Origin of the sequence: Streptomyces sp. NBC_01445 (genome assembly GCF_035918235.1) — a bacterium.
GTDB lineage: Bacteria > Actinomycetota > Actinomycetes > Streptomycetales > Streptomycetaceae > Streptomyces.
The window spans coordinates 6,463,497-6,484,902 of record NZ_CP109485.1; the positions used below are offsets into that span (position 1 = coordinate 6,463,497).

The window sequence follows — 21,406 nt, forward strand, 5'->3', positions numbered from 1 at the left end:
CGTCCGGCCTCGCATCCCGTTTCATCAGCCTCCGGTCTTGTCCGACCGGCTGTGCAGAGGCTAGCTTCTTCCCATATAGAAAGCGCTTGCTACGACGAGCGTGTTCTTCATCGGCGTCTGTACGAAGGGACTCTCGTGACACGCAAGACGGTGCGCATCGCCATGAACGGGGTGACGGGGCGCATGGGCTACCGCCAGCACCTCGTCCGCTCCCTCCTCGCCCTGCGCGAACAGGGCGGCCTCGACCTCGGCGACGGCACGGTGCTGTGGCCGGAGCCGGTCCTCGTCGGGCGCCGCGAGCACGCGCTGCTCGCGCTGGCCGAGCAGCACGGCCTCGACCCGGCGAACGTCTCCACCGACCTCGACGCCGTCCTCGCCGACGACACGATCGACATCTACTTCGACGGGCAGGTCACCTCCGCCCGCGAGGAGGCGCTCAAGAAGGCCATCGCCGCCGGAAAGCACCTCTACACGGAGAAGCCCTCGGCGACGAGCCTCGACGGCGCGCTCGAACTGGCCCGGCTGGCGAAGGCGAAGGGCATCAAGCACGGCGTCGTCCAGGACAAGCTGTTCCTGCCGGGCCTGCTCAAGCTCAAGCGCCTCATCGACAGCGGCTTCTTCGGGCGGATCCTGTCCGTGCGCGGCGAGTTCGGCTACTGGGTCTTCGAGGGGGACTGGCAGGAGGCGCAGCGGCCGAGCTGGAACTACCGGTCGGAGGACGGCGGCGGCATCGTCGTCGACATGTTCCCGCACTGGGAGTACGTGCTCCACGAGCTGTTCGGCCGCGTGACGAGCGTGCAGGCGCTGGCCTCGACGCACATCCCGCAGCGCTGGGACGAGGGCGGCAAGCCGTACGACGCGACGGCCGACGACTCGGCGTACGGCATCTTCGAGCTCGACGGCGGCGCCGTCGCGCAGATCAACTCCTCCTGGTCGGTGCGGGTCAACCGGGACGAGCTCGTCGAGTTCCAGGTGGACGGCACGGAGGGCTCCGCGGTCGCCGGGCTGCGCAACTGCCGTGTCCAGCACCGCGCTGCGACCCCGAAGCCCGTGTGGAACCCGGACCTGCCTGCCACGTACTCCTTCCGCGACCAGTGGCAGGAGGTTCCCGACAACCAGGAGTTCGACAACGGCTTCAAGGCGCAGTGGGAGCTGTTCCTCAAGCACGTGTACGCCGACGCGCCCTACCGCTGGGACCTGTTCGCCGGCGCCCGCGGCGTGCAGCTCGCCGAGCTCGGCCTGAAGTCGTCGGCGGAGGGCCGCCGCCTGGACGTACCGGAGATCTCGCTGTGACGATCCGACTCCCCGGCCCGGGCGGCTCGCTGCGCGACTACACCCCGCGCGCCGAGCCGGCCTCCTTCACCACGGGCGCGCCGCTCGTGTCGCGGACCGTCTTCTCGGCGGCGCACGTCGTCGCCGACCCGCTCGCCGACCCCGGCCCCGACGTGGCCGCCGTCGACTGGGACGCGACACTCGCCTTCCGCCGTCATCTGTGGGCGCACGGCCTGGGCGTGGCCGAGGCCATGGACACCGCCCAGCGCGGCATGGGCCTCGACTGGGCGGGCGCGGCCGAGCTGATCCGGCGCTCGACCGCCGAGGCGAAGTCGGCCGGCGGCGCCATCGCGTGCGGGGTGGGCACCGACCAGCTGTCCGGGCCCGCCACGCTCGCCGAGGTCCGCGCGGCCTACGAGGAGCAGCTCGCGCTCGTGGAGGGGACGGGCGCGCAGGCGATCCTCATGGCCTCGCGGGCCCTGGCGGCCGCGGCGTCCGGACCCGAGGACTACCTCGACGTCTATGGGCATCTGCTGCGCCAGGCATCCGAGCCCGTCATCCTGCACTGGCTCGGCCCGATGTTCGACCCCGCACTGGAGGGCTACTGGGGTTCGCCGGACCTCGACGCCGCCACGGAGACGTTCCTCGACGTCATCGCCGCGCACCCGGACAAGGTCGACGGCATCAAGGTCTCGCTCCTGGACGCCCGGCGCGAGGTCGAGCTGCGCCGCCGCCTCCCGCGGGGCGTGCGCTGCTACACGGGGGACGACTACAACTACCCCGAGCTGATCGCGGGCGACGAGCAGGGGTTCAGCCATGCGCTCCTCGGCATCTTCGACCCGCTGGGCCCGCTCGCGGCGGAGGCGGTGCGCGTCCTCGACACGGGGGACACCGCCAAGTTCCGTGAACTGCTCGACCCGACCGTCGAGTTGTCCCGGCACCTCTTCGAGACGCCGACCCGCTTCTACAAGACGGGCGTCGTCCTGCTCGCGTGGCTCGCGGGCCACCAGTCCCACTTCGCGATGGTCGGCGGCCTCCAGTCGGCCCGCCCGCTGCCCCACCTCGCCCGCGCCTACGAACTCGCCGACGGCCTGGGCCTGTTCCCGGATCCCGCCCTCGCCGAGACCCGGATGAAGACCCTGCTCAGCGTGTACGGAGTCGACCAGTGAGCCACGCACTCGACCGCTTCTCCATCAACCAGATGACCGTCAAGCAGCTCGGCCTCGAAGAACTCGTCGCGGTCTGCGCCGAGTTGGACGTCCCGGGTGTCGGCCTGTGGCGCGAGCCCGTGCAGACGTACGGGGTCGAGGCCGCGGCGAAGCTCGTACGGGGCGCGGGGCTCGCCGTCACCACGCTGTGCCGGGGCGGCTTCCTCACCGCGATCGACCCGGACGCGCGCGTGCGGGCCCTCGACGACAACCGCGCGGCCGTCGACGAGGCGGCGGTGCTCGGCACGGACACCCTCGTCCTGGTCTCCGGCGGCCTCCCCGAAGGCAGCAAGGACCTGCACGGCGCGCGGGAGCGGATCGCCGACGCGCTCGCGGAGCTCGGCCCGTACGCCGCCGAGCGGGGCGTCCGGCTCGCGATCGAGCCGCTGCACCCGATGTACGCCTCCGACCGCTGCGTCGTGTCGACGCTGGCGCAGGCGCTCGACCTGGCCGAGCGCTTCCCCGCCGAACAGGTCGGCGTCTGCGTGGACACGTACCACATCTGGTGGGACGACCGAGCGCCCGCGCAGATCGCGCGCGCGGGGGCGGGCGGGCGGCTGCACGCCTTCCAACTGGCCGACTGGACGACGCCGTTGCCCGAGGGCGTCCTCAACGGGCGGGGCCAGATCGGCGACGGCGCGATCGACATGCGTGCGTGGCGCGGCCTGGTCGAGGCCGCCGGATACACGGGGCCCATCGAGGTGGAGCTGTTCAACGACGGGCTGTGGGCGCGCGACGGGCGCGAGGTCCTCGCTCAGACGGCGGACCGCTTCGTGCGGCACGCCGGCTGAGCCTTCCGGGCGGGCGGCCTCCTACAGGGGGCCGCGGCCCGCCTTCCTGCCCGCGGACCGCTTGGTGAAGACCGCGAGCACCACCGGGACCAGGAGCTCGATGACCCGTGTCACGGTCGCGGGCGGCAGACCCGTCTTCTTCGCGACGGCAGTCGCGACGGGCCGGCTCATCTTCGCCAGGATCCCGGCCATCAGGCCGCCGCCCGCCAGGCTGCCGAGCCCGCCGAAGGTGGCGACGCCCTGCAGCGGCTGCTGCTCCTCGGTCTCGGCGAGCGCCTGCCGGACCTCCTCGGCCTGCTGGGGGTCGGCCGTGGCCTTCTCCCTGAGCCCTCCGGAGAGCTCGGAGACGGTGGTGCTCACGACGTCCTGCGCGCCCGCCGCGTCCGTACCGAGCAGCCCGGCGATCTCGCTCAGCCGGTCGTCGCCGAGCTCGTCGAGTACGTCCTTCTGCAGGGAGGGTCCGGCAGATCCGGTGTTTTCGCTCATGCCCGAAACGCTACGTCTGCCCCACTATGTCGGCACCCCGAAAAGATTCCGGGCCGACCGTGCAACCCTTTCCGCGATTGGCGGGTCGTATGTGGCATCAGGACTTCTGGAGGGGGATCCGGGGGGATCGCGGGGGTCCTGATGGGGAGGGGAAGCGTCAGGGGGCCCGGTCCGCCGACCGGGCCCCCTTTTGCACGCCTGCAAGCAGGACCTGCTGACCTGCCTAGAAGAAGACCCCGCAGCGCAGCAGCACATTCGCGTACGGCCGCGCCTCTCCCGTACGGACGACGAGCCGCGCCCCCCGTGAGAGCTCCTTCAGCTCCTCGTGCGGGACGAAGGCGAGCGCGGGCAGCCGCTCCGCGAGCAGCCCCGCGGCGTCGGGGTTCGCGGCCCGGATCTCGGCAGCGGCCGTCCCGCCCTCCACGACCAGCTCGTCCAGGAGCCCGTCGAGGACCTCGGCGAACGACGGGACACCGGCCCGGAACGCCAGGTCCACGACCCGCGGCCCCGCCGGGATCGGCATGCCCGCGTCGCACACGAGCACGCCGTCGCCATGGCCCAGCTCGGCGAGCGCGCCGGCCAGGTGGCGGTTGAGTATTCCGGCCTTCCTCACAGCGCCGTGACCTCGGCGGTCGTCGGGTACGACGCCTGCGCGCCCTCCTTCGTGACCGCCGCCGCGCCGACGCGGGCCGCGAAGGCCGCCGCGTCCGCGAGGCTCTCGCCCGCGCCGAGCCGCCATGCCAGGGCCGCCGTGAAGGCGTCCCCCGCACCGGTCGTGTCCACGGCCGTCACCTTGACGGACGGCACACGGCACGTCCCCGTGCCGTCGGCCACCAGCGCGCCCTCGGCGCCCAGCGTGATCACGACGGAGCGCGGTCCGAGGGCGAGCAGCGCCGACGCCCAGTCCTCGGGCTCGCCGGTGACGTCCGCCCCGAGCACGACCCGCGCCTCGTGCTCGTTGACGATGAGCGGGTCGCAGGCCGCGAGGACCTCGGCGGGCAGGGGAGCGGGCGGGGACGGGTTGAGGACGAACCGGCTGCCCGGCGTCAGGGCCCGTACGACCTCCGCGACCGTGTCGAGCGGGATCTCCAGCTGCGCCGAGACGACCCGCGACGCCTGGAAGAGGCTGCCTGCGGCCTTGACGTCCTGCGGGGTGAGCCGGGCGTTGGCACCCGGTGACACCACGATGCTGTTGTCCCCGGACGGGTCCACCGTGATCAGGGCGACCCCGGTGGGCGCCCCGCCGACGAGGACGCCGACCGGGTCGACGCCCGCCGACTTCATCGAGTCGAGAAGCAGCCGCCCGTGCCCGTCGTCGCCGACCCGCGCCAGCAGTGCCGTACGGGCCCCGAGGCGCGCGGCGGCGACGGCCTGGTTGGCGCCCTTGCCGCCCGGGTGGACGACGAGGTCCGAGCCGAGGACGGTCTCCCCGGCGCCGGGGCGGCGCTCGACGACGGTCACCAGGTCGGCGTTGGCCGATCCCACCACCAACAGGTCGTAGTCGTGCATCGCTGTCACTTTCTCCGTCATCTCCGTGTTCTCGATGGGCGACGTGGAACGCGCGACGGTCACTTGAAGCTCGCGACGTTCTTCGAGGTGACGACCTTCACCGGCACCTTGACCATCTGCGCGACCTTCTTGTCCTTCGCCGCCCTGACCGCGTTCTGCACGGCGATCCGGCCGAGCTCCTTCGGCTGCTGCGCGACGGACGCGTACAGCGTGCCCGCCTCGACGGCCTTGAGGCCGTCCGGCGTGCCGTCGAAGCCGACGACGGCGACGGATTTGCCGGCCTTGGAGCCGAGCGCCTTGATCGCGCCGAGGGCCATCTCGTCGTTCTCGGCGAAGACGCCGTCGACGCCCGCGTTGGCCTGGAGCATGTTCGTCATGACGTCGAGGCCCTTGGTGCGGTCGAAGTCCGCGGGCTGCTTGGCGACGACCTTGATGCCGGGGTACGCCTTGATGCCCTCGGCGAAGCCCTGGCCGCGCTCCCGGCTGGCGGAGGTGCCGGCCGTGCCCTGGAGGATCGCGATCTTCCCGCTGCCGCCGAGCTTGTCGGCGAGGGTCTTCGCCGCCTGGCGACCGCCCGCGACGTTGTCGGAGGCGACGAGCGTGGCCGTCTTCGCCTTGTTGACGCCGCGGTCGGCGGCGACGACGGGGATGTCGGCCTTGTTGGCGCCGCGCACGGCGGGACCGACGGCGTCGGAGTCGACGGGGTTCACGATGACCGAGCTCATGCCCTCACTGGTGAAGTTCTGGAGCTGGTTGGCCTGCTGGGACGCGTCGTTCTGGGCGTCGGTGACCGTGAGCTTGACGCCCTCCTTCTTCGCCTCGGCCTGCGCGCCCGCCTTCATCTGCACGAAGAACGGGTTGTTCAGCGTCGAGACGGACAGGCCGAGCTTGGTCGACTTGCCCGAAGAGCCGTTGTTCCAGAGGGAGATGCCGCCGATGATCGCCGCGGCGACGACGGCCGCGATCACGTACTGGGCGGCCTGTTTGCCCTTGGAGCCGCCCGGCCCGGACGTGGCGCCGGCGGCCGTCGGGGTCGCGCCCGCCTTGCGGCGCACGGTGTCGAGGAGCACGGCGAGCGCGATGACGACGCCGATGACGACCTGCTGCCAGAACGCGGACACGGAAAGGAGGTTGAGGCCGTTCCTGAGCACGGCGAGGATCAGCGCGCCGATGAACGTGCCCGACGCCTTGCCGACGCCACCGGACAGCGAGGCGCCGCCGATGACGACCGCGGCGATGGCGTCCAGCTCGTAACCCTGCGCGGCCTGCGGCTGCGCGGAGGTCAGACGCGAGGCGAGGACGATGCCCGCGACCGCGGCGAACAGGCCCGACAGAGCGTAGATGACGACCTTCTGCCGCTTGACGCGCAGACCCGACAGGCGCGCCGCTTCCTCGTTGCCGCCGATCGCGAACATGGACCGGCCGATGAACGTACGGCCCAGGATCAGCGCCGTGATCAGCCCCATGACGATCATCACGAGCACCGGCACCGGCAGCCAGCCGCCCAGCGTGTCCCCGACCCGCGAGACGGACGACGGGAACGGGATCGGGCTGCCCTGCGAGATGACGAGCGACAGACCACGCCCCACCGACAGCATCGCGAGCGTCGCGATGAACGGCGGGAGCTTGCCGTACGAGACCAGGGCGCCGTTGACGAATCCGCAGGCGATACCGGTGACGACCGCGAGGATCACGGCGATCCACACCGGGACGCCCTCACTGGTCGCGGCCCACGCGAGGACCGTCGCCGACAGCGCCGCCACGGAGCCGACCGACAGGTCGATGCCCGCCGAGACGATGACGAAGGTGACGCCGAACGCGAGGATCGCGGTCACGGCGGCCTGCACGCCGACGTTGAGCAGGTTCTGCGTGGTCAGGAAGTCGCCGGACAGCAGCGACATCGCTATGACCAGGACGACCAGGGCGCTCAGCGCGCCGTTGTCGAGCAGGACGCGGCGCAGGCCACCCGCGCCGGCCGTGCTGCTCTTGAGCGTGTCAGTGGCCACGGGAGCCCTCCACTTCATTGTGTTCGGGGGTGGTTGCCGGGGATGCCGCGGTGCTGACGGCGAGCGCCATCACGGAGTCCTGGGTCGCCTCGCCGGCCGCGAGTTCGCCCGCGATCCGGCCCTGCGCCATGACGAGGACCCGGTCGCTCATCCCGAGGACCTCCGGCAGATCGCTGGAGATCATCAGGACGGCGTGCCCGGCCGCGGTGAGTTCGTTGACGAGCTGGTAGATCTCGACCTTCGCGCCGACGTCGATGCCGCGCGTCGGCTCGTCGAGGATGAGGACCTTGATGTCGGCGAGCAGCCACTTGCCGATGACGACCTTCTGCTGGTTGCCGCCGGACAGGGTGCGCACATGCTGGCCGAGCCCGGCCATGCGCACGCCGAGCTGCTCGGCCATGCGGGCGGCCGCGACGCGCTGCGACTTGCGGTCCACGAGTCCCGCGCGGGTCGCCGAACGCAGGGTGACGAGGCCCAGGTTCTCCTCGACGGAGGCGTCCAGGAGGAGGCCCTGCCCCTTGCGGTCCTCGGGCACGAGCCCGACGCCGGCGGCCATCGCCGCGTTCACGTCGTGCCGCGGCAGCCGCGCGCCCGCGACCTCGACCGTGCCCTTGTCGTACGGGTCGGCGCCGAACACGGCACGGACGACCTCGGTACGGCCCGCGCCCACGAGGCCCGCGATGCCGACGACCTCGCCGGCCCGCACCTCGAAGTGCACGTCGTGGAAGACCCCGTCGCGGGTCAGTCCCTCGACCCGCAGCAACGGGGCGTCGGTGGCGTCGAGTCGGGGCCGCTCGCGCGGGTACTGCTGCTCGATGCTGCGGCCCACCATGAGCCGTACGAGCTCGGCCTCGGGGGTGGACGCGGGGACCTGGCCGACGCTCCTGCCGTCGCGGATGACCGTGACGCGGTCGCCGAGCGCGGCGATCTCCTCCAGGTGGTGGGTGATGAAGACGACGCCGACGCCGTCCTCGCGCAGCGCGCGCACGATCCCGAAGAGCTTGTCCACCTCCTCCGAGGTGAGCACGGCCGTCGGCTCGTCCATGATCAGGACGCGGGCGTCCAGGCTCAGAGCCTTCGCGATCTCGACCATCTGGAGCCGGGCGATGCCCAGTTCGCGCACCCGGGCGCGGGGCGACACCGTCAGGCCGACGCGCCGGAGCAGCTCCTCGGCGTCGGCTTCCATCTTCTTGCGGTCGATCAGCCCGAGGCGGCGTGGCTGGCGGCCCAGGAAGATGTTCTCGGCGACCGTCAGATCGGGGACGAGGTTGAACTCCTGGTAGATGGTGGCGATCCCGAGACGCTCGGCGTCCTGCGCCCCGTGGATACGGGCCTCCTGGCCGTCGACGACGATCCGGCCCGCGTCGGGCCGGTAGGCGCCGGAGAGCATCTTGATGAGGGTGCTCTTGCCCGCGCCGTTCTCGCCGAGCAGCACGTGCACCTCGCCGCGGCGCAGATCGAAGTCGACGCTGTCGAGCGCGACGACGCCGGGGAACGTCTTGCGTATCCCCTCGATGCGCAGCAGCTCGTCGGCCGGCGCGGTCGGCTCCTTGCCGGGCCGCTCTTCCGGGTTGCTCACGGGTTCCTCCTCGTTGAGGTCGTGGCGGTGGGGGTGTCTGCGGGAGCCGTGGGCACCGGGGGCCGGGCCTCAGAGGTCCCCGCCTCGCCGCAGGACCGGCGGACGACCAGACGCGCCGGCAGCGTCACCGACTGCGGGGGCCTGCCCTCGATGCGGTCGATCAGGGCCCGTACGGCGGCCCGGCCGAGGTCCTTGGTCGGCTGGGCGATCGCCGTCACCGGTGGGTCGGTGTGCACGAACCAGGGGATGTCGTCGAAGGCCGCGAGCCCGATGTCGTGCGGCACGCGCAGCCCGGCGGCCCTGATGGCGTCGAGCGCGCCGAGCGCCATCAGGTTGTCGGCGGCGAACACGACCTCGGGCGGCTCGGACAGGGCGAGGAAGCGCTCCGTCGCGCGCCGGCCGCTGTCCGCCTGGAAGTCGCCCTGCCCGATGTAGGCGTCCGGCAGTGCGATCCCGAACGCTGCGAGCGCCTCGCGGAACGCCTCGACGCGCTCGCTGCCCGTCGTGGTGGCGGCGGGCCCCGCGATGATGGCGAGGCGGCGGTGGCCGAGGGCGTGCAGATGGGCCACGAGGTCGCGCACGGCGGCGCGTCCGTCGGACCGGACCACGGGCACGTCCACGCCCGGGATCCAGCGGTCGACGAAGACCATCGGCGTACCGGCCCGAGCGGCCTCCAGCATCAGCGGCGAGCCGCCGTCGGTGGGGGAGACGAGGAGGCCGTCGATGCGCCGGTCGACGAGCGTGCGTACGTGGTGGTCCTGTATGTCGGGCTGCTCGTCCGCGTTCCCGATGATGACGCTGTAGCCCAGCGCGCGGGCCTCCTCCTCCACGGAGCGGGCCAGCTCGGTGAAGTACGGGTTGAGCACGTCACTGATGACCAGGCCGAGCGTGCGGGTCTGGGCGGTGCGCAGGGAGCGGGCCACGGCGTTCGGGCGGTAGCCGAGCGACTCGACGGCGCCGAGCACGCGTGCGCGGGCGTCCGGGCTCACGGACGGGTGGCTGTTCAGCACCCGCGAGACCGTGGCGACGGAGACACCCGCCGCCGCGGCGACGTCCTTGATGCTCGCCATCGCGGGACCACCTCCTTGTGGCTGCATGGACCGGAACGGGTTCCGGAACCTGGTGCGCAACGGGGCCGGCATCTGGTCCGAGACGTGGTCCGACACCGTCATGGAATCGATTACACGGAGGATTGGAATCGATTACACGGGCTCTTGGCAACCCCCGTTCCGCTTGTCGAGACCGGATCGTGATGTCCGCCGCCGTCGCGGCCGCTGCCGGACGGGCGTGTCAGTGGCGCGTGAGACGCTGGCGGAAGCCGGTCACGCAACCCGCACGGAAGGGGCACACGCCCGTGAACCACGCACAGCTCACCGCGCTCGGCCGGGCCCTGCGCCTCCTCGGCGAGCACGGCGAGGGCCTCAGCACCGACACGCCCGACAGCAAGCTGCACGAGATGCGCGCGGACGTGAAGCGCGCGCTGGATCTCGTCGAGGACTCCGTCACGGGTGACGCGCCCACCACCCGCTGCCCGGAGCACCCGACGGGCCCGGTCGACGAGAACGCGCAGGACCTGTGCCTCCTCTGCGAGACCCGCCGCCGCGTCGCCCGCCGCTCCGAGATCAACGGCGCGTACCCCGCCAGACCCCGGCAGGGCGAGGCCGCGGACGCCCCGTCGATGTCGCGGTACGGCATCCGGGAGGACCGCCCGCAGCCCCAGCAGCGCTGGCTCCCCGAGAAGTGGAACGGCCAGGTGTGGCAGCTGTGCGGCACCCCGCGGCACGACCGCAGGGAGGCCGAGCACTTTCTCGCGGCCCAGCGCAGGGAGCCCCGCGCGGCCTCGGCGTACCGCCTGGTCCACGCCTTCACGGACTACGAGGTGGTGCGGGTCTGGGGCACGCCCATCAAGGTGGACATCGAACCCATGGGCGGGCTGTAGCCCGTAATCGGGGCACCGCTCCCCGGGTGTCCGACCCCACCGGTACGGTCGCCTCATGCCGAACCCGGGGATGGCGGTGCTCGAGGGGGTCCTCGAGCGGATCACGTACGCCAACGAGGAGAGCGGGTACACGGTCGCCCGCGTGGACACCGGCCGCGGTGGCGGCGATCTGCTCACCGTCGTCGGCGCGCTGCTCGGCGCGCAGGCCGGCGAGTCGCTGCGCATGGAGGGCCGCTGGGGCTCCCACCCGCAGTACGGCAAGCAGTTCACCGTGGAGAACTACACGACGGTCCTGCCCGCCACCATCCAGGGCATCCGCCGTTACCTCGGCTCCGGCCTGGTCAAGGGCATCGGCCCGGTCTTCGCCGACCGGATCACCCGTCACTTCGGCCTGGACACCCTCGACATCATCGAGCAGGCCCCGGCCCGCCTGATCGAGGTGCCGGGCCTCGGCCCCAAGCGCACGAAGAAGATCGCCGACGCCTGGGAGGAACAGAAGGCCATCAAGGAAGTGATGGTCTTCCTCCAGAGCGTGGAGGTGTCCACGTCGATCGCGGTGCGCATCTACAAGAAGTACGGCGACGCGTCGATCTCCGTCGTCAAGAACCAGCCCTACCGGCTCGCCTCTGACGTCTGGGGCATCGGCTTCCTCACCGCCGACCGCATCGCGCAGTCCGTCGGCATCCCCCACGACAGCCCCGAGCGCGTCAAGGCAGGCCTGCAGTACGCCCTTTCGCAGTCCACCGACCAGGGCCACTGCTTCCTGCCGGAGGAGCAGCTGATCTCCGACGCGGTCAAGCTCCTCCAGGTCGACACGGGCCTGGTCATCGACTGCCTGGGCGAGCTGGCGGGCGAGGAGGAGGGCGTCGTACGGGAGCGGGTGCCGGGCCCGGAAGGCGGGGAGGAGCTGGTGACCGCGGTCTATCTCGTCCCCTTCCACCGCGCCGAACTCTCCCTGTCCGCCCAGCTGCTGCGCCTCCTGCGCACCGACGAGGACCGGATGCCGGCGTTCCGGGACGTCGCGTGGGACAAGGCCCTGACCTGGCTCGCGGGGCGTACGGGGGCCGAGCTCGCGCCCGAGCAGGAGGAGGCGGTGAAGCTCGCCCTGACGCAGAAGGTCGCCGTCCTCACCGGAGGGCCCGGCTGCGGCAAGTCGTTCACGGTCCGCTCGATCGTCGAACTGGCCCGCGCCAAGCGGGCGAAGGTCGTCCTGGCCGCCCCCACGGGCCGCGCCGCCAAGCGCCTGGCCGAGCTGACGGGCGCGGAGGCGTCCACGGTGCACCGTCTGCTCGAACTCAAGCCCGGCGGTGACGCGGCGTACGACAGGGACCGGCCGCTCGACGCCGACCTCGTCGTGGTCGACGAGGCGTCGATGCTGGACCTCCTGCTGGCCAACAAGCTGGTCAAGGCCGTGCCGCCGGGCGCCCATCTGCTCTTCGTGGGCGACGTCGACCAGCTGCCGAGCGTCGGCGCGGGCGAAGTGCTGCGCGACCTGCTCGGTGACGGCAGCCCGGTCCCCGCGGTCCGCCTCACCCGCATCTTCCGCCAGGCCCAGGAGTCCGGCGTCGTCACGAACGCGCACCGCATCAACGCGGGTCAGCACCCGCTCACCCAGGGCCTCAAGGACTTCTTCCTGTTCGCGGAGGAGGACACGGAGGAGGCGGGCCGGCTCACCGTCGATGTCGCCGCCCGCCGCATCCCCGCCAAGTTCGGCCTCGACCCGCGGCGCGACGTCCAGGTCCTCGCCCCGATGCACCGCGGGCCGGCCGGTGCCGGCACCCTCAACGGCCTGCTCCAGCAAGCCGTCACGCCCGCCCGCCCCGACCTCCCCGAGAAGCGCTTCGGCGGCCGGGTCTTCCGTGTGGGCGACAAAGTCACCCAGATCAGAAACAACTACGAGAAGGGGGCGAACGGCGTCTTCAATGGCACCGTCGGCGTCGTCACCTCCCTCGACGCGGACGAGCAGCGGCTGACCGTACTCACCGACGAGGACGAGGAAGTCGTATACGAATTCGATGAGCTGGACGAGCTGGCTCACGCGTATGCGGTGACGATCCACCGCTCCCAGGGAAGTGAGTACCCGTGCGTCGTGATCCCGGTCACGACCGGCGCCTGGATGATGCTGCAGAGGAACCTCCTCTATACGGCGGTCACTCGGGCCAAGAAGCTGGTGGTGCTCGTCGGTTCACGCAAAGCGCTCGGCCAGGCGGTGCGCACGGTCTCCGCGGGAAGGCGTTGCACGGCGCTCCGTTTCCGGCTCTCCGGGGGCACATCCTTCGGTTTGGTAACTTTCGATCGATCAAATGAGTCGGAAACGTCACACGGGCTTTCCGGGAGCGGGGCGAAGAGGGCAGGATGAGCAGGTTGGCGGCACTCAGTGCCGCGAATAGGCCCAATGGTCGACCCCGAGTGCACTCTGCTGGGCCAAGTGGGGGATGGTAGAGAACAGTCAGGGCACCTCGAAGAAGAGGCACTACGTCGGTGAGGGATGACGTGAGCGACAACTCTGTAGTACTGCGGTACGGCGATGGCGAGTACACCTACCCGGTGATCGACAGCACCGTCGGTGACAAGGGCTTCGACATCGGGAAGCTCCGGGCTCAGACCGGTCTGGTGACCCTCGACAGCGGATACGGCAACACCGCCGCCTATAAATCCGCGATCACCTATCTCGACGGTGAGCAGGGCATCCTCCGGTACCGCGGCTACCCGATCGAGCAGCTGGCCGAGCGTTCCACCTTCACCGAGGTGGCCTACCTGCTGATCAACGGCGAGCTCCCGACCGTCGACGAGCTCTCCACTTTCAAGAACGAGATCACCGGGCACACGCTGCTCCACGAGGACGTCAAGCGGTTCTTCGACGGCTTCCCGCGTGACGCCCACCCGATGGCGATGCTGTCCTCCGTGGTCAGCGCCCTGTCGACGTTCTACCAGGACAGTCACAACCCGTTCGACGAGCAGCAGCGCCACCTGTCGACGATCCGGCTGCTCGCCAAGCTGCCGACGATCGCGGCGTACGCGTACAAGAAGTCGATCGGCCACCCGTTCGTCTACCCGCGCAACGACCTCGGCTACGTCGAGAACTTCCTGCGCATGACGTTCTCGGTGCCGGCGCAGGAGTACGACCTCGACCCGGTCGTCGTCGCCGCGCTCGAGAAGCTGCTCATCCTGCACGCGGACCACGAGCAGAACTGTTCGACGTCCACCGTGCGTCTGGTCGGCTCCTCGCAGGCGAACATGTTCGCCTCGATCTCCGCCGGTATCTCCGCGCTGTGGGGCCCGCTGCACGGCGGCGCCAACCAGTCGGTCCTGGAGATGCTCGAGGGCATCCAGGCCAACGGCGGCGATGTCGACTCCTTCATCCGCAAGGTGAAGAACAAGGAGGACGGCGTCCGCCTGATGGGCTTCGGCCACCGGGTGTACAAGTCCTTCGACCCGCGCGCCAAGATCATCAAGGCTGCGGCGCACGATGTCCTCTCGGCCCTCGGCAAGTCCGACGAGCTGCTCGACATCGCGCTCAAGCTGGAGGAGCACGCGCTCTCCGACGAGTACTTCGTCTCGCGCAACCTCTACCCGAACGTCGACTTCTACACGGGCCTCATCTACCGGGCCATGGGCTTCCCGACCGAGATGTTCACGGTCCTGTTCGCCCTCGGCCGGCTGCCGGGCTGGATCGCCCAGTGGCACGAGATGATCAAGGAGCCGGGATCGCGCATCGGCCGCCCGCGCCAGATCTACACCGGCGAGGTCCTGCGCGACTTCGTCCCCGTCGAGGCCCGCTGATCCTCGGCCGGGGGTCCGGGGGTTGCTCCCCGGGTCAGCACAGTACCGGCGAGGTCCTGCGCGACTTCGTCCCCGTCGAGGCCCGCTGATCCTCGGCCGGGGGTCCGGGGGTCGCCCCCGGGTCTGCGCGGCCCGCGCTGCGTGACCGCACACCACGCAGCGCACCCCGCATGCAGCGCACCCCGCGTAGAGCGGGAGCAGAAGTAAAGAGAAAGCGGAAAGCGCCCCCCTGCCAGTCCCCCCACGGGCCGGCAGTCGGGGCGCTTTCCTTTGTCCCGGTGCGGATTCCCCCCACGGGATCCGTCCGGGCGTCTATGGTGCGGTCTGCCGGGACGCGTACACGGGAGGGCCGCTCAAGCTCTCCGTGGCACGTGTCCCGGCCAACGCAGTCGGGTCCGTCCCCCAAGACGGCCCCGGTCAACACAGAAACGCCCCCCAAGACGTTCCTGCATCGCCTCCTTAGACTCACGAGAACCTCAAATGGTTACGTTCGGATCACTGTGATCTGCGTCTCTTGCATATGTCCTGATCGTGCGCAAGAGACCCCATATGTAGATCGAGGTTCGGACGTGAGAATGCTGCGGTTGTGATGTGAGGCGAATGTGAAGACCCCTTGATGATGGGCCAGAGCAGGGGCAATGGGAAGTCCTTCCAGAAAAAGGGCCCTCACCTTCAGGAAAACGTCCGCAGCCGGAGGCTGTTCGTCACCACGAAGACCGACGAGAACGCCATCGCGGCGCCCGCGATCATCGGGTTCAGGAACCCCGCGGCGGCCAGCGGCAGCGCGGCCACGTTGTAGCCGAACGCCCAGAAGAGGTTGCCCTTGACGGTCGCGAGGGTGCGGCGGGAGAGCCGGATCGCGTCGGCGGCCACGCGCAGGTCCGCGCGCACCAGCGTCAGGTCGCCCGCCTCGATCGCGGCGTCCGTGCCGGTGCCCATCGCGAGCCCCAGGTCGGCGGTGGCGAGCGCCGCGGCGTCGTTGACGCCGTCACCGACCATGGCGACGGTGCGCCCCTCGGCCTTCAGGCGCCGGACCACGTCGACCTTGTCCTGCGGCAGGACCTCCGCGTACACGGCGTCCTCGGCGATCCCGACGGCCCGCGCCACGGACTCGGCGACGATCCGGTTGTCGCCGGTCAGGAGCATCGGCGTGAGGCCCAGCGCGCGCAGTTCCGCGACGGCCCGGGCGCTCGTCGGGCGGACCGTGTCGGCGACCGTGATGACACCCCGTGCCACCCCGTCCCACGCCACGGCGACGGCGGTACGGCCCGAGGCCTCGGCGGCGGTCTTGGCGGCGGCGAGCGCGGGCGGCAGGGTGATCCCGTGCTCGGCGAGGAGCCGCTCCCGGCCGACGAGCACGTCGTGCCGGTCCACCACGCCGCGGACGCCGAGCCCGGCGAGCGCGGTGAAGCGGCTGACGGCGGGCAGCGCTCCGGCCCGGTCGGCGGCGCCTTCCGCGACGGCACGGGCGACGGGGTGCTCGGAGGCGTGCTCCACGGCCCCGGCCAGCCGCAGCAGCGTCTTCTCCTCGACGCCCTCGGCGGTGTACGCGTCCTGGAGCGTCATCCGGCCGGTCGTCACCGTGCCGGTCTTGTCGAGTACGACGGTGTCGACGCGGCGTGTGTTCTCCAGGACCTCGGGCCCCTTGATGAGGATGCCGAGCTGGGCGCCGCGGCCGGTGCCGACCATGAGCGCGGTCGGGGTCGCGAGGCCGAGCGAGCAGGGGCAGGCGATGATCAGGACGGCGACGGCCGAGGTGAACGCGGCGGTCACCTCACCGGTGGCGAGCAGCCACCCGGCGAACGTGCCGAGCGCGATGACGAACACCACCGGCACGAACACGCCGGCGATCCGGTCGGCGAGGCGCTGCACCTCGGCCTTGCCGGTCTGCGCGTCCTCGACGAGGCGCGCCATGCGGGCGAGCTGGGTGTCGGCGCCGACGCGGGTCGCCTCGACGACGAGCCGCCCGCCCGCGTTCACTGTCGCGCCGGTCACGGCGTCGCCGACGGTCACGTCCATGGGCATGGACTCGCCGGTGAGCAGGGCGGCGTCGACGGCTGAGGTGCCCTCGACGACCGTGCCGTCGGTCGCGATCTTCTCGCCGGGCCGCACGACGAACCGGTCGCCGGGCCTCAGCCGCCCGACCGGTACGCGCACTTCCGCGCCCGAGGAGTCCAGTACGGCGACGTCCTTGGCTCCGAGTTCGAGCAGGGCGCGCAGGGCGGTGCCGGCGCGGCGCTTGGAGCGGGCCTCCAGATAGCGGCCGAGCAGGATCAGGGTGACGACGCCCGCGGCGACTTCGAGGTAGATGGTGGAGGAGGAGTCGGTGCGGTCGACGGCGAACGTGAATCCGTGCCGCATCCCGCTCATCCCGGCGTCGCCGAGGAACAGGGCCCACAGTGACCAGCCGAACGCGGCGAGCGTCCCCACGGAGACGAGCGTGTCCATGGTGGCCGCGCCGTGCCGCGCGTTGGTCCAGGCGGCGCTGTGGAAGGGGAGCCCGCCCCAGACGGCGACCGGGGCGGCGAGGGTGAGGGAGAGCCACTGCCAGTTGTCGAACTGGAGGGCGGGCGCCATCGCCAGCAGGACGACGGGCAGGGAGAGAAGCGCGCAGACGACGAGGCGCCGGCGCAGCGGGGCGGTGGGGTCGGGTTCGGCGCCGGTTCCGCTCCTGGTTTCCGTGCGGACCTCGACCGGGGTCACATCGCCGGCCCCGCCCGGATGACCGTCCGCAGTGGCTTCTACCGCCCCCTCAGGGGCGACCGGCTCCTCACGGACGACCGGCTCCTCCCGGAGCACCGGCTCCGCCGTGTACCCGAGCTTCCGCACCGTCGCGACCAGGTCGGCGACCTCGACCCCGGGCGCGTACGCGACCCTCGCCTTCTCGGTCGCGAGATTGACCGTCGCCGTCACGCCGTCGAGGCGGTTGAGCTTCTTCTCGATACGAGCCGAGCAGGAGGCGCAGGTCATCCCGCCGACGGCGAGCTCCACCTCGGAGAGCGGCCCGGCCGTGGTGTCCGTGGGCGTGGTCATCGTGGTTCTTTCCAGGGGCGTACGGGACTACCGCCGAGCGTACGACCACGGGCGCCGGGCCGTGGTGGGCGGCCCGGCGCTCCCTGAAGTCTCAGGCCCGGCCGGCCAGCTCGTAGCCCGCCTCGTCGACGGCGGCCCGGACTTCCTCCTCGTCGAGGGGCGCCGCGGAGACGACGGTCACCTGTCCCGTGGAGGCCACGGCCTTCACCGACATGACGCCCGCGAGCCCAGAGATCTCGTTCGACACCGCGCCCTCGCAGTGGCCACAGGTCATGCCGGTCACCTGGTACACGGTGGTGACGGCTCCCTCGGCGCTCCCGGCGGCGTCCGAGTGGCACGAACCGCTGGGCGAGCAGCAGGAACCGGTCGACTCGGTGCCGATCTGGGGGAGCTCGGTCTGGGCGCTCATGTCGTTCTCCTTGTCGAAGGCCGCGTGCGTCCCGGTCTGCGCAGGGGTGCGGCGTACCGTGCGAGTGAGGCGCCGGGGCATCCCCGGGACCTCCTGACTCTCACGAGACTATACCCCTAGGGGGTATTTCTCCAAGGGGGCTCCCGGTGGGCGAGCGAACGTACCCAGGCGATTCCCGCGAGCGAGATGATCACGAGTCCGCCCACCGAGAAGAGCGTGAAGAGGTGCTTCTGGGTGCCGGTCGGCTGCGGGATGTAGCCCTCGGTGAAGAGCGTGAGGGGCAGGTCCGTGTCGGTGAGCCGGGCGACTGTCCAGATCGCGATGCCGTGCATGGAGTCCCACAGAGCGTGCAGCAAGGAGACGCCCGCATACGTGAGCACCACCGGCGCCGCGAAGCGATAGCGCCCGTTCGGCCTGCGGAAGGCCAGCAGGACGGCGCCGGAGATCGCCGTCCACAGGCCGTGCCCGAACGGTGCGAGCAGTCCGCGCAGTACCTCCGTCTCCAGGAGTGAGCGCAGGTCGATGCTCTGCGTGCCGACGGCCGCGTCGAACGTGTGGCCCGCGCTCTCGAAGGCCGCGAAGCCGAACCCGACGGACGCGCCGAGGACGAGCCCCGCCCGCAGCCCGCGCACCCGGGGCTGTGTGCGCAGCACGTACATCAGGGCGGCGAGCTTGACCGCCTCCTCTGTCAGGCCGACCCCGACGGACATCCACAGCGAGGGGTGCAGCAGGTCGTACTCCATGACCGAGGCGCCGAGCACCCCGAGGGCGCCGCCGGCGGCGAAGCAGCCGAGCATCAGGCTCACGCCCAGGTCGCGGGCGTGGCGCTCGTACGCCCACAGCACGAAGGTGCCCGGGGCGAGGAAGCTGCCGAGCAGGATCAGCGTCGGCAGCGGCGTCGTGTTCCTGGTCGCGAACGTGACGACGGCGGTCAGGGTCCACAGGGCGAGTCCGCCCCACAGCCAGTGCTTCCACAGGCCCGCCCGGATCTGCGGCACGGACGACGGGGGCCGCTTGGGACCGGGGATGCGGGCTCGGGGTGCGCCGGGCGGCTGTGCTTGAGTCACGGCAATTCCCTCTGAGTGGGGAAGATTTGTGACGGAGTTTATGTAGATGTGCGTTTTGCCGCACCGTGAGTTGGTGCGGGGCGCAGGCGTGGTGACCGGGCCGGGGGCTACGTTCGTCCGGTCGGGTGACGGCTGGTCGGAAGTGAGGCGCGAGGGCGATGCGGGCTGTGGTGTTCGAGAAGTTCGGGGAGCGAGCCGAGGTCCGGGAGGTGCCTGATCCGGTGCCCGCGCCGCACGGCGTCGTCGTACGGGTCGAGGCGACGGGCCTGTGCCGCAGCGACTGGCACGGCTGGATGGGCCACGACCCGGACATCCGGCTGCCGCACGTCCCCGGGCACGAACTCGCCGGAGTGATCGAGGCGGTGGGCGCCGACGTGCCGGACCGGCGGCCGGGCGACCGGGTCACCGTCCCGTTCGTGTGCGCCTGCGGCACCTGCGCGTCCTGCGCGGCCGGGGACCACCAGGTGTGCGAGCGCCAGACCCAGCCCGGCTTCACGCACTGGGGCTCCTTCGCCGAGTACGTCGCCCTGGACCACGCCGCCGTGAACCTGGTGGACGTACCGGACGAGCTGTCGTTCGCGACGGCGGCGGGGCTCGGCTGCCGGTTCGCGACCGCGTTCCGCGCCGTCGTCGCGCAGGGCCGGGTGGCCGCCGGTGAGTGGGTCGCCGTGCACGGGTGCGGAGGCGTCGGCCTGTCCGCCGTGATGATCGCGGCGGCGAGCGGGGCGCGGGTCGTCGCGGTCGACGTCTCGCCCGCCGCTCTGGACCTCGCCCGCACCTTCGGCGCCGCCCACTGCCTGAACGCCTCCGAGGTGCCCGATGCGGCCGCCGCCGTACGGGAGTTGACCGGCGGTGGCGCGCACCTGTCGCTCGACGCGCTCGGCTCACCGGTCACGTGCGCCGCCTCGGTGGGCGGCCTGCGGCGCCGGGGCCGCCATGTGCAGGTCGGCCTGCTGCCGCAGGACCCGATCGTGCCCATGAGCCGGGTGATCGGCCTCGAACTCGAACTCCTCGGCAGCCACGGAATGGCCGCGCACGCCTATCCGCAGATGCTGGAGATGGTCCGCGCCGGGGTACTGCGCCCGGACCTCCTGGTCACCTCCACGATCACCCTGGACGCGGCACCCGCGGCGCTCGAAGCGATGGGCACGACGCCGGGCGCGGGCGTGACGATCATCGAGCCGTGGGCCTGAGCCCCCTGACTCCTGGTCAGGGCCGCCCGCCGTGCTCCGCCCATTCCGGGGCCAGTACCGACATCAGTATCGAGTCGTACCACTGGCCGTCGCGCAGTACCGACTGCCGGGCCACGCCTTCCTCGACGAAGCCTGCCTTCTCGTAGACGCGGCGGGCACGGTGGTTGTAGCTGAAGAGGTCCAGGGCGATGCGGTGCAGGCCCAGGCGCTCGAAGCCGTGGCCCACGATGAGGCGGACCGCCTCGGTGCCGAGGCCCCGGCCGCGGCCCGCGGGGCCGACGAGCGTGCGGAACGTGCAGCTGCGGTGGTCCGGGTCCCAGTCGTACAGGACGACCTCACCGACGAGTCGGCCCGTGGCGCGGTCGGTCACCGCGAGGTCGAGGCGGTCGGGCTGCGCGGAGCGTGAGCCGTACCAGGTGCGCAGGAAGTCCAGGGTGAGCTCGTTCGACGGGTCCCCGGTGAAGTGGCGTACCTCCGGGTCGTCGATGATCTCGGCCATCGCGTCCGCGTCCGCGGCGGTGAACGGCCGCAGGACGGTCTTCTCGCCGGTCAGCACCGGCTTGACGGAGAAGCCGGCGGCCAGGGGTTCTTGGGTCATCCGGGGATTGTCCGGAGCGCCGGCCGCGCGCGGCAACCGAATAACGCGGGCGAATAACGCGGCCGCCGCCCCGCACGGTGGCATGCGTGCGGGGCGGCGCCGGTGCGGTGGTCACTGATTGAGGCCGCGGTTACGGGGGCGGGAGGCAACCCAGGCGCGGACGGTGTCCACGTACCAGTACGGCTTTCCCGCCTCCACGTGGTCCGGCGGGGGCAGCAGACCGTGCTTGCGGTACGAGCGCACGGTGTCCGGCTGGACCCGGATGTGCGCGGCGATGTCCTTGTACGACCAGAGCCTTCGGTCGGTCATCTGTGGCTCCTTGCTGCGGGTGCCGCAGCGGCGGCTCGGGGTGGCCGTCGGGGGAGCTGCGGCGCGAAACGCTGGCGATCAGTCAGCCTGTGCCCGGACAACGACCCGCCCAGAGCGGAGGCGAGGGGCTGTCGACGGGGCGTGACGAAAGACCCGCGTATACGGGACATGTGTGACAGGAAGGGGGTGTTTGTGACGCGAGTGACGCATTCGCGGTGCATGGC

The 21,406-nt window shown here is 71.4% G+C and carries 18 protein-coding genes; 7 read left to right on the forward strand and 11 right to left on the reverse strand.

The features are described 5' to 3' along the window. Positions 1 to 135 precede the first annotated feature (135 nt). The 3 genes from OG574_RS29465 to OG574_RS29475 are packed head-to-tail and all read left to right on the forward strand — an operon-like array spanning position 136 to position 3,271. A complete protein-coding gene (locus OG574_RS29465; RefSeq protein WP_326775666.1) occupies positions 136 to 1,293 on the forward strand; it encodes a Gfo/Idh/MocA family protein in 1,158 nt (385 codons plus the stop codon). Further along, positions 1,290 to 2,441, forward strand: coding sequence for a dihydrodipicolinate synthase family protein (locus OG574_RS29470; RefSeq protein WP_326775667.1), 1,152 nt, complete (start codon positions 1,290 to 1,292; stop codon positions 2,439 to 2,441). Before OG574_RS29465 ends, OG574_RS29470 begins: the two co-directional genes overlap by 4 nt. Positions 2,442 to 2,473: 32 nt before the next feature. Continuing rightward, complete coding sequence (locus OG574_RS29475; RefSeq protein WP_326778668.1) at positions 2,474 to 3,271, forward strand: sugar phosphate isomerase/epimerase family protein; 798 nt, start codon at positions 2,474 to 2,476, stop codon at positions 3,269 to 3,271. Between the two features lie 21 nt (positions 3,272 to 3,292). On the opposite strand, the gene OG574_RS29480 is transcribed toward OG574_RS29475, so the two are convergent. The 6 genes from OG574_RS29480 to OG574_RS29505 all read right to left on the reverse strand — a co-directional run bounded on the left by OG574_RS29480 (position 3,293) and on the right by OG574_RS29505 (position 9,921). Further along, the gene (locus OG574_RS29480) at positions 3,293 to 3,757 is read right to left on the reverse strand and encodes a DUF937 domain-containing protein (protein ID WP_326775668.1); all 465 of its coding nucleotides are present in this window, start codon (positions 3,755 to 3,757) and stop codon (positions 3,293 to 3,295) included. Between the two features lie 223 nt (positions 3,758 to 3,980). After that, a complete protein-coding gene (rbsD, locus tag OG574_RS29485; RefSeq protein WP_326775669.1) occupies positions 3,981 to 4,370 on the reverse strand; it encodes a D-ribose pyranase in 390 nt (129 codons plus the stop codon). Then, positions 4,367 to 5,266, reverse strand: a complete 900-nt coding sequence (locus OG574_RS29490) for a ribokinase (RefSeq protein ID WP_326778669.1) — start codon at positions 5,264 to 5,266, stop codon at positions 4,367 to 4,369. The genes rbsD and OG574_RS29490 overlap by 4 nt, the downstream gene beginning before the upstream one ends. Before the next feature lie 59 nt (positions 5,267 to 5,325). Then, positions 5,326 to 7,272 carry an ABC transporter permease/substrate-binding protein gene (locus OG574_RS29495; protein WP_100594114.1) on the reverse strand — a complete coding sequence of 649 codons (1,947 nt, stop codon included), beginning with the start codon at positions 7,270 to 7,272 and terminating at the stop codon, positions 5,326 to 5,328. Then, on the reverse strand, positions 7,262 to 8,851 hold the full coding sequence (locus OG574_RS29500; RefSeq protein WP_326775670.1) for a sugar ABC transporter ATP-binding protein: 1,590 nt from the start codon (positions 8,849 to 8,851) through the stop codon (positions 7,262 to 7,264). Before OG574_RS29500 ends, OG574_RS29495 begins: the two co-directional genes overlap by 11 nt. Then, complete coding sequence (locus OG574_RS29505) at positions 8,848 to 9,921, reverse strand: LacI family DNA-binding transcriptional regulator (RefSeq protein ID WP_326775671.1); 1,074 nt, start codon at positions 9,919 to 9,921, stop codon at positions 8,848 to 8,850. Before OG574_RS29505 ends, OG574_RS29500 begins: the two co-directional genes overlap by 4 nt. 284 nt (positions 9,922 to 10,205) lie before the next feature. On the opposite strand from OG574_RS29505, the gene OG574_RS29510 reads away from it, so the two are divergent. From OG574_RS29510 to OG574_RS29520, 3 genes are all read left to right on the forward strand, one after another. Further along, positions 10,206 to 10,790, forward strand: a complete 585-nt coding sequence (locus OG574_RS29510) for a hypothetical protein (RefSeq protein WP_100594117.1) — start codon at positions 10,206 to 10,208, stop codon at positions 10,788 to 10,790. A gap of 55 nt (positions 10,791 to 10,845) precedes the next feature. Continuing rightward, on the forward strand, positions 10,846 to 13,149 hold the full coding sequence (gene recD2, locus OG574_RS29515; RefSeq protein WP_326775672.1) for an SF1B family DNA helicase RecD2: 2,304 nt from the start codon (positions 10,846 to 10,848) through the stop codon (positions 13,147 to 13,149). A gap of 134 nt (positions 13,150 to 13,283) precedes the next feature. Next, entirely contained in the window at positions 13,284 to 14,573 is a 1,290-nt protein-coding gene (locus tag OG574_RS29520) for a citrate synthase (protein WP_100594118.1), read from the forward strand. Positions 14,574 to 15,245: 672 nt separating this feature from the next. Here OG574_RS29520 and OG574_RS29525 read toward each other — a convergent pair. The 3 genes from OG574_RS29525 to OG574_RS29535 all read right to left on the reverse strand — a co-directional run bounded on the left by OG574_RS29525 (position 15,246) and on the right by OG574_RS29535 (position 19,082). Beyond that, positions 15,246 to 17,606 carry a heavy metal translocating P-type ATPase gene (locus OG574_RS29525; protein ID WP_326775673.1) on the reverse strand — a complete coding sequence of 787 codons (2,361 nt, stop codon included), beginning with the start codon at positions 17,604 to 17,606 and terminating at the stop codon, positions 15,246 to 15,248. Between the two features lie 91 nt (positions 17,607 to 17,697). Next, positions 17,698 to 18,015 (reverse strand): heavy-metal-associated domain-containing protein, encoded by a 318-nt coding sequence (locus tag OG574_RS29530; RefSeq protein ID WP_326778670.1) that lies wholly within the window; start codon positions 18,013 to 18,015, stop codon positions 17,698 to 17,700. A gap of 116 nt (positions 18,016 to 18,131) precedes the next feature. Beyond that, positions 18,132 to 19,082 carry a PrsW family intramembrane metalloprotease gene (locus OG574_RS29535; RefSeq protein ID WP_326775674.1) on the reverse strand — a complete coding sequence of 317 codons (951 nt, stop codon included), beginning with the start codon at positions 19,080 to 19,082 and terminating at the stop codon, positions 18,132 to 18,134. Between the two features lie 158 nt (positions 19,083 to 19,240). On the opposite strand from OG574_RS29535, the gene OG574_RS29540 reads away from it, so the two are divergent. Further along, a complete protein-coding gene (locus tag OG574_RS29540) occupies positions 19,241 to 20,275 on the forward strand; it encodes a zinc-dependent alcohol dehydrogenase family protein (protein WP_326775675.1) in 1,035 nt (344 codons plus the stop codon). 16 nt (positions 20,276 to 20,291) lie between these two features. Here the strand turns inward: OG574_RS29540 and OG574_RS29545 are convergent, their stop codons facing one another. Together OG574_RS29545 and OG574_RS29550 are read right to left on the reverse strand one after the other, a co-directional pair. Next, a complete protein-coding gene (locus tag OG574_RS29545) occupies positions 20,292 to 20,873 on the reverse strand; it encodes a GNAT family N-acetyltransferase (RefSeq protein WP_326775676.1) in 582 nt (193 codons plus the stop codon). A 111-nt stretch (positions 20,874 to 20,984) separates the two neighbouring features. Next, positions 20,985 to 21,182, reverse strand: coding sequence for a helix-turn-helix transcriptional regulator (locus OG574_RS29550; RefSeq protein ID WP_100594124.1), 198 nt, complete (start codon positions 21,180 to 21,182; stop codon positions 20,985 to 20,987). Positions 21,183 to 21,406 lie beyond the last annotated feature (224 nt).

Bases quoted from the DNA above. Each gene is read 5' to 3' on its own strand.
- OG574_RS29475 (WP_326778668.1), top strand. From the start codon at position 2,474: ATGACCGTCAAGCAGCTCGGCCTCGAAGAACTCGTCGCGGTCTGCGCC.
- OG574_RS29480 (WP_326775668.1), bottom strand. From the start codon at position 3,757: ATGAGCGAAAACACCGGATCTGCCGGACCCTCCCTGCAGAAGGACGTA.
- OG574_RS29490 (WP_326778669.1), bottom strand. From the start codon at position 5,266: ATGCACGACTACGACCTGTTGGTGGTGGGATCGGCCAACGCCGACCTG.
- OG574_RS29505 (WP_326775671.1), bottom strand. From the start codon at position 9,921: ATGGCGAGCATCAAGGACGTCGCCGCGGCGGCGGGTGTCTCCGTCGCC.
- recD2 (WP_326775672.1), top strand. From the start codon at position 10,846: ATGCCGAACCCGGGGATGGCGGTGCTCGAGGGGGTCCTCGAGCGGATC.
- OG574_RS29525 (WP_326775673.1), bottom strand. From the start codon at position 17,606: ATGACCACGCCCACGGACACCACGGCCGGGCCGCTCTCCGAGGTGGAG.
- OG574_RS29530 (WP_326778670.1), bottom strand. From the start codon at position 18,015: ATGAGCGCCCAGACCGAGCTCCCCCAGATCGGCACCGAGTCGACCGGT.
- OG574_RS29540 (WP_326775675.1), top strand. From the start codon at position 19,241: ATGCGGGCTGTGGTGTTCGAGAAGTTCGGGGAGCGAGCCGAGGTCCGG.
- OG574_RS29545 (WP_326775676.1), bottom strand. From the start codon at position 20,873: ATGACCCAAGAACCCCTGGCCGCCGGCTTCTCCGTCAAGCCGGTGCTG.
- OG574_RS29550 (WP_100594124.1), bottom strand. From the start codon at position 21,182: ATGACCGACCGAAGGCTCTGGTCGTACAAGGACATCGCCGCGCACATC.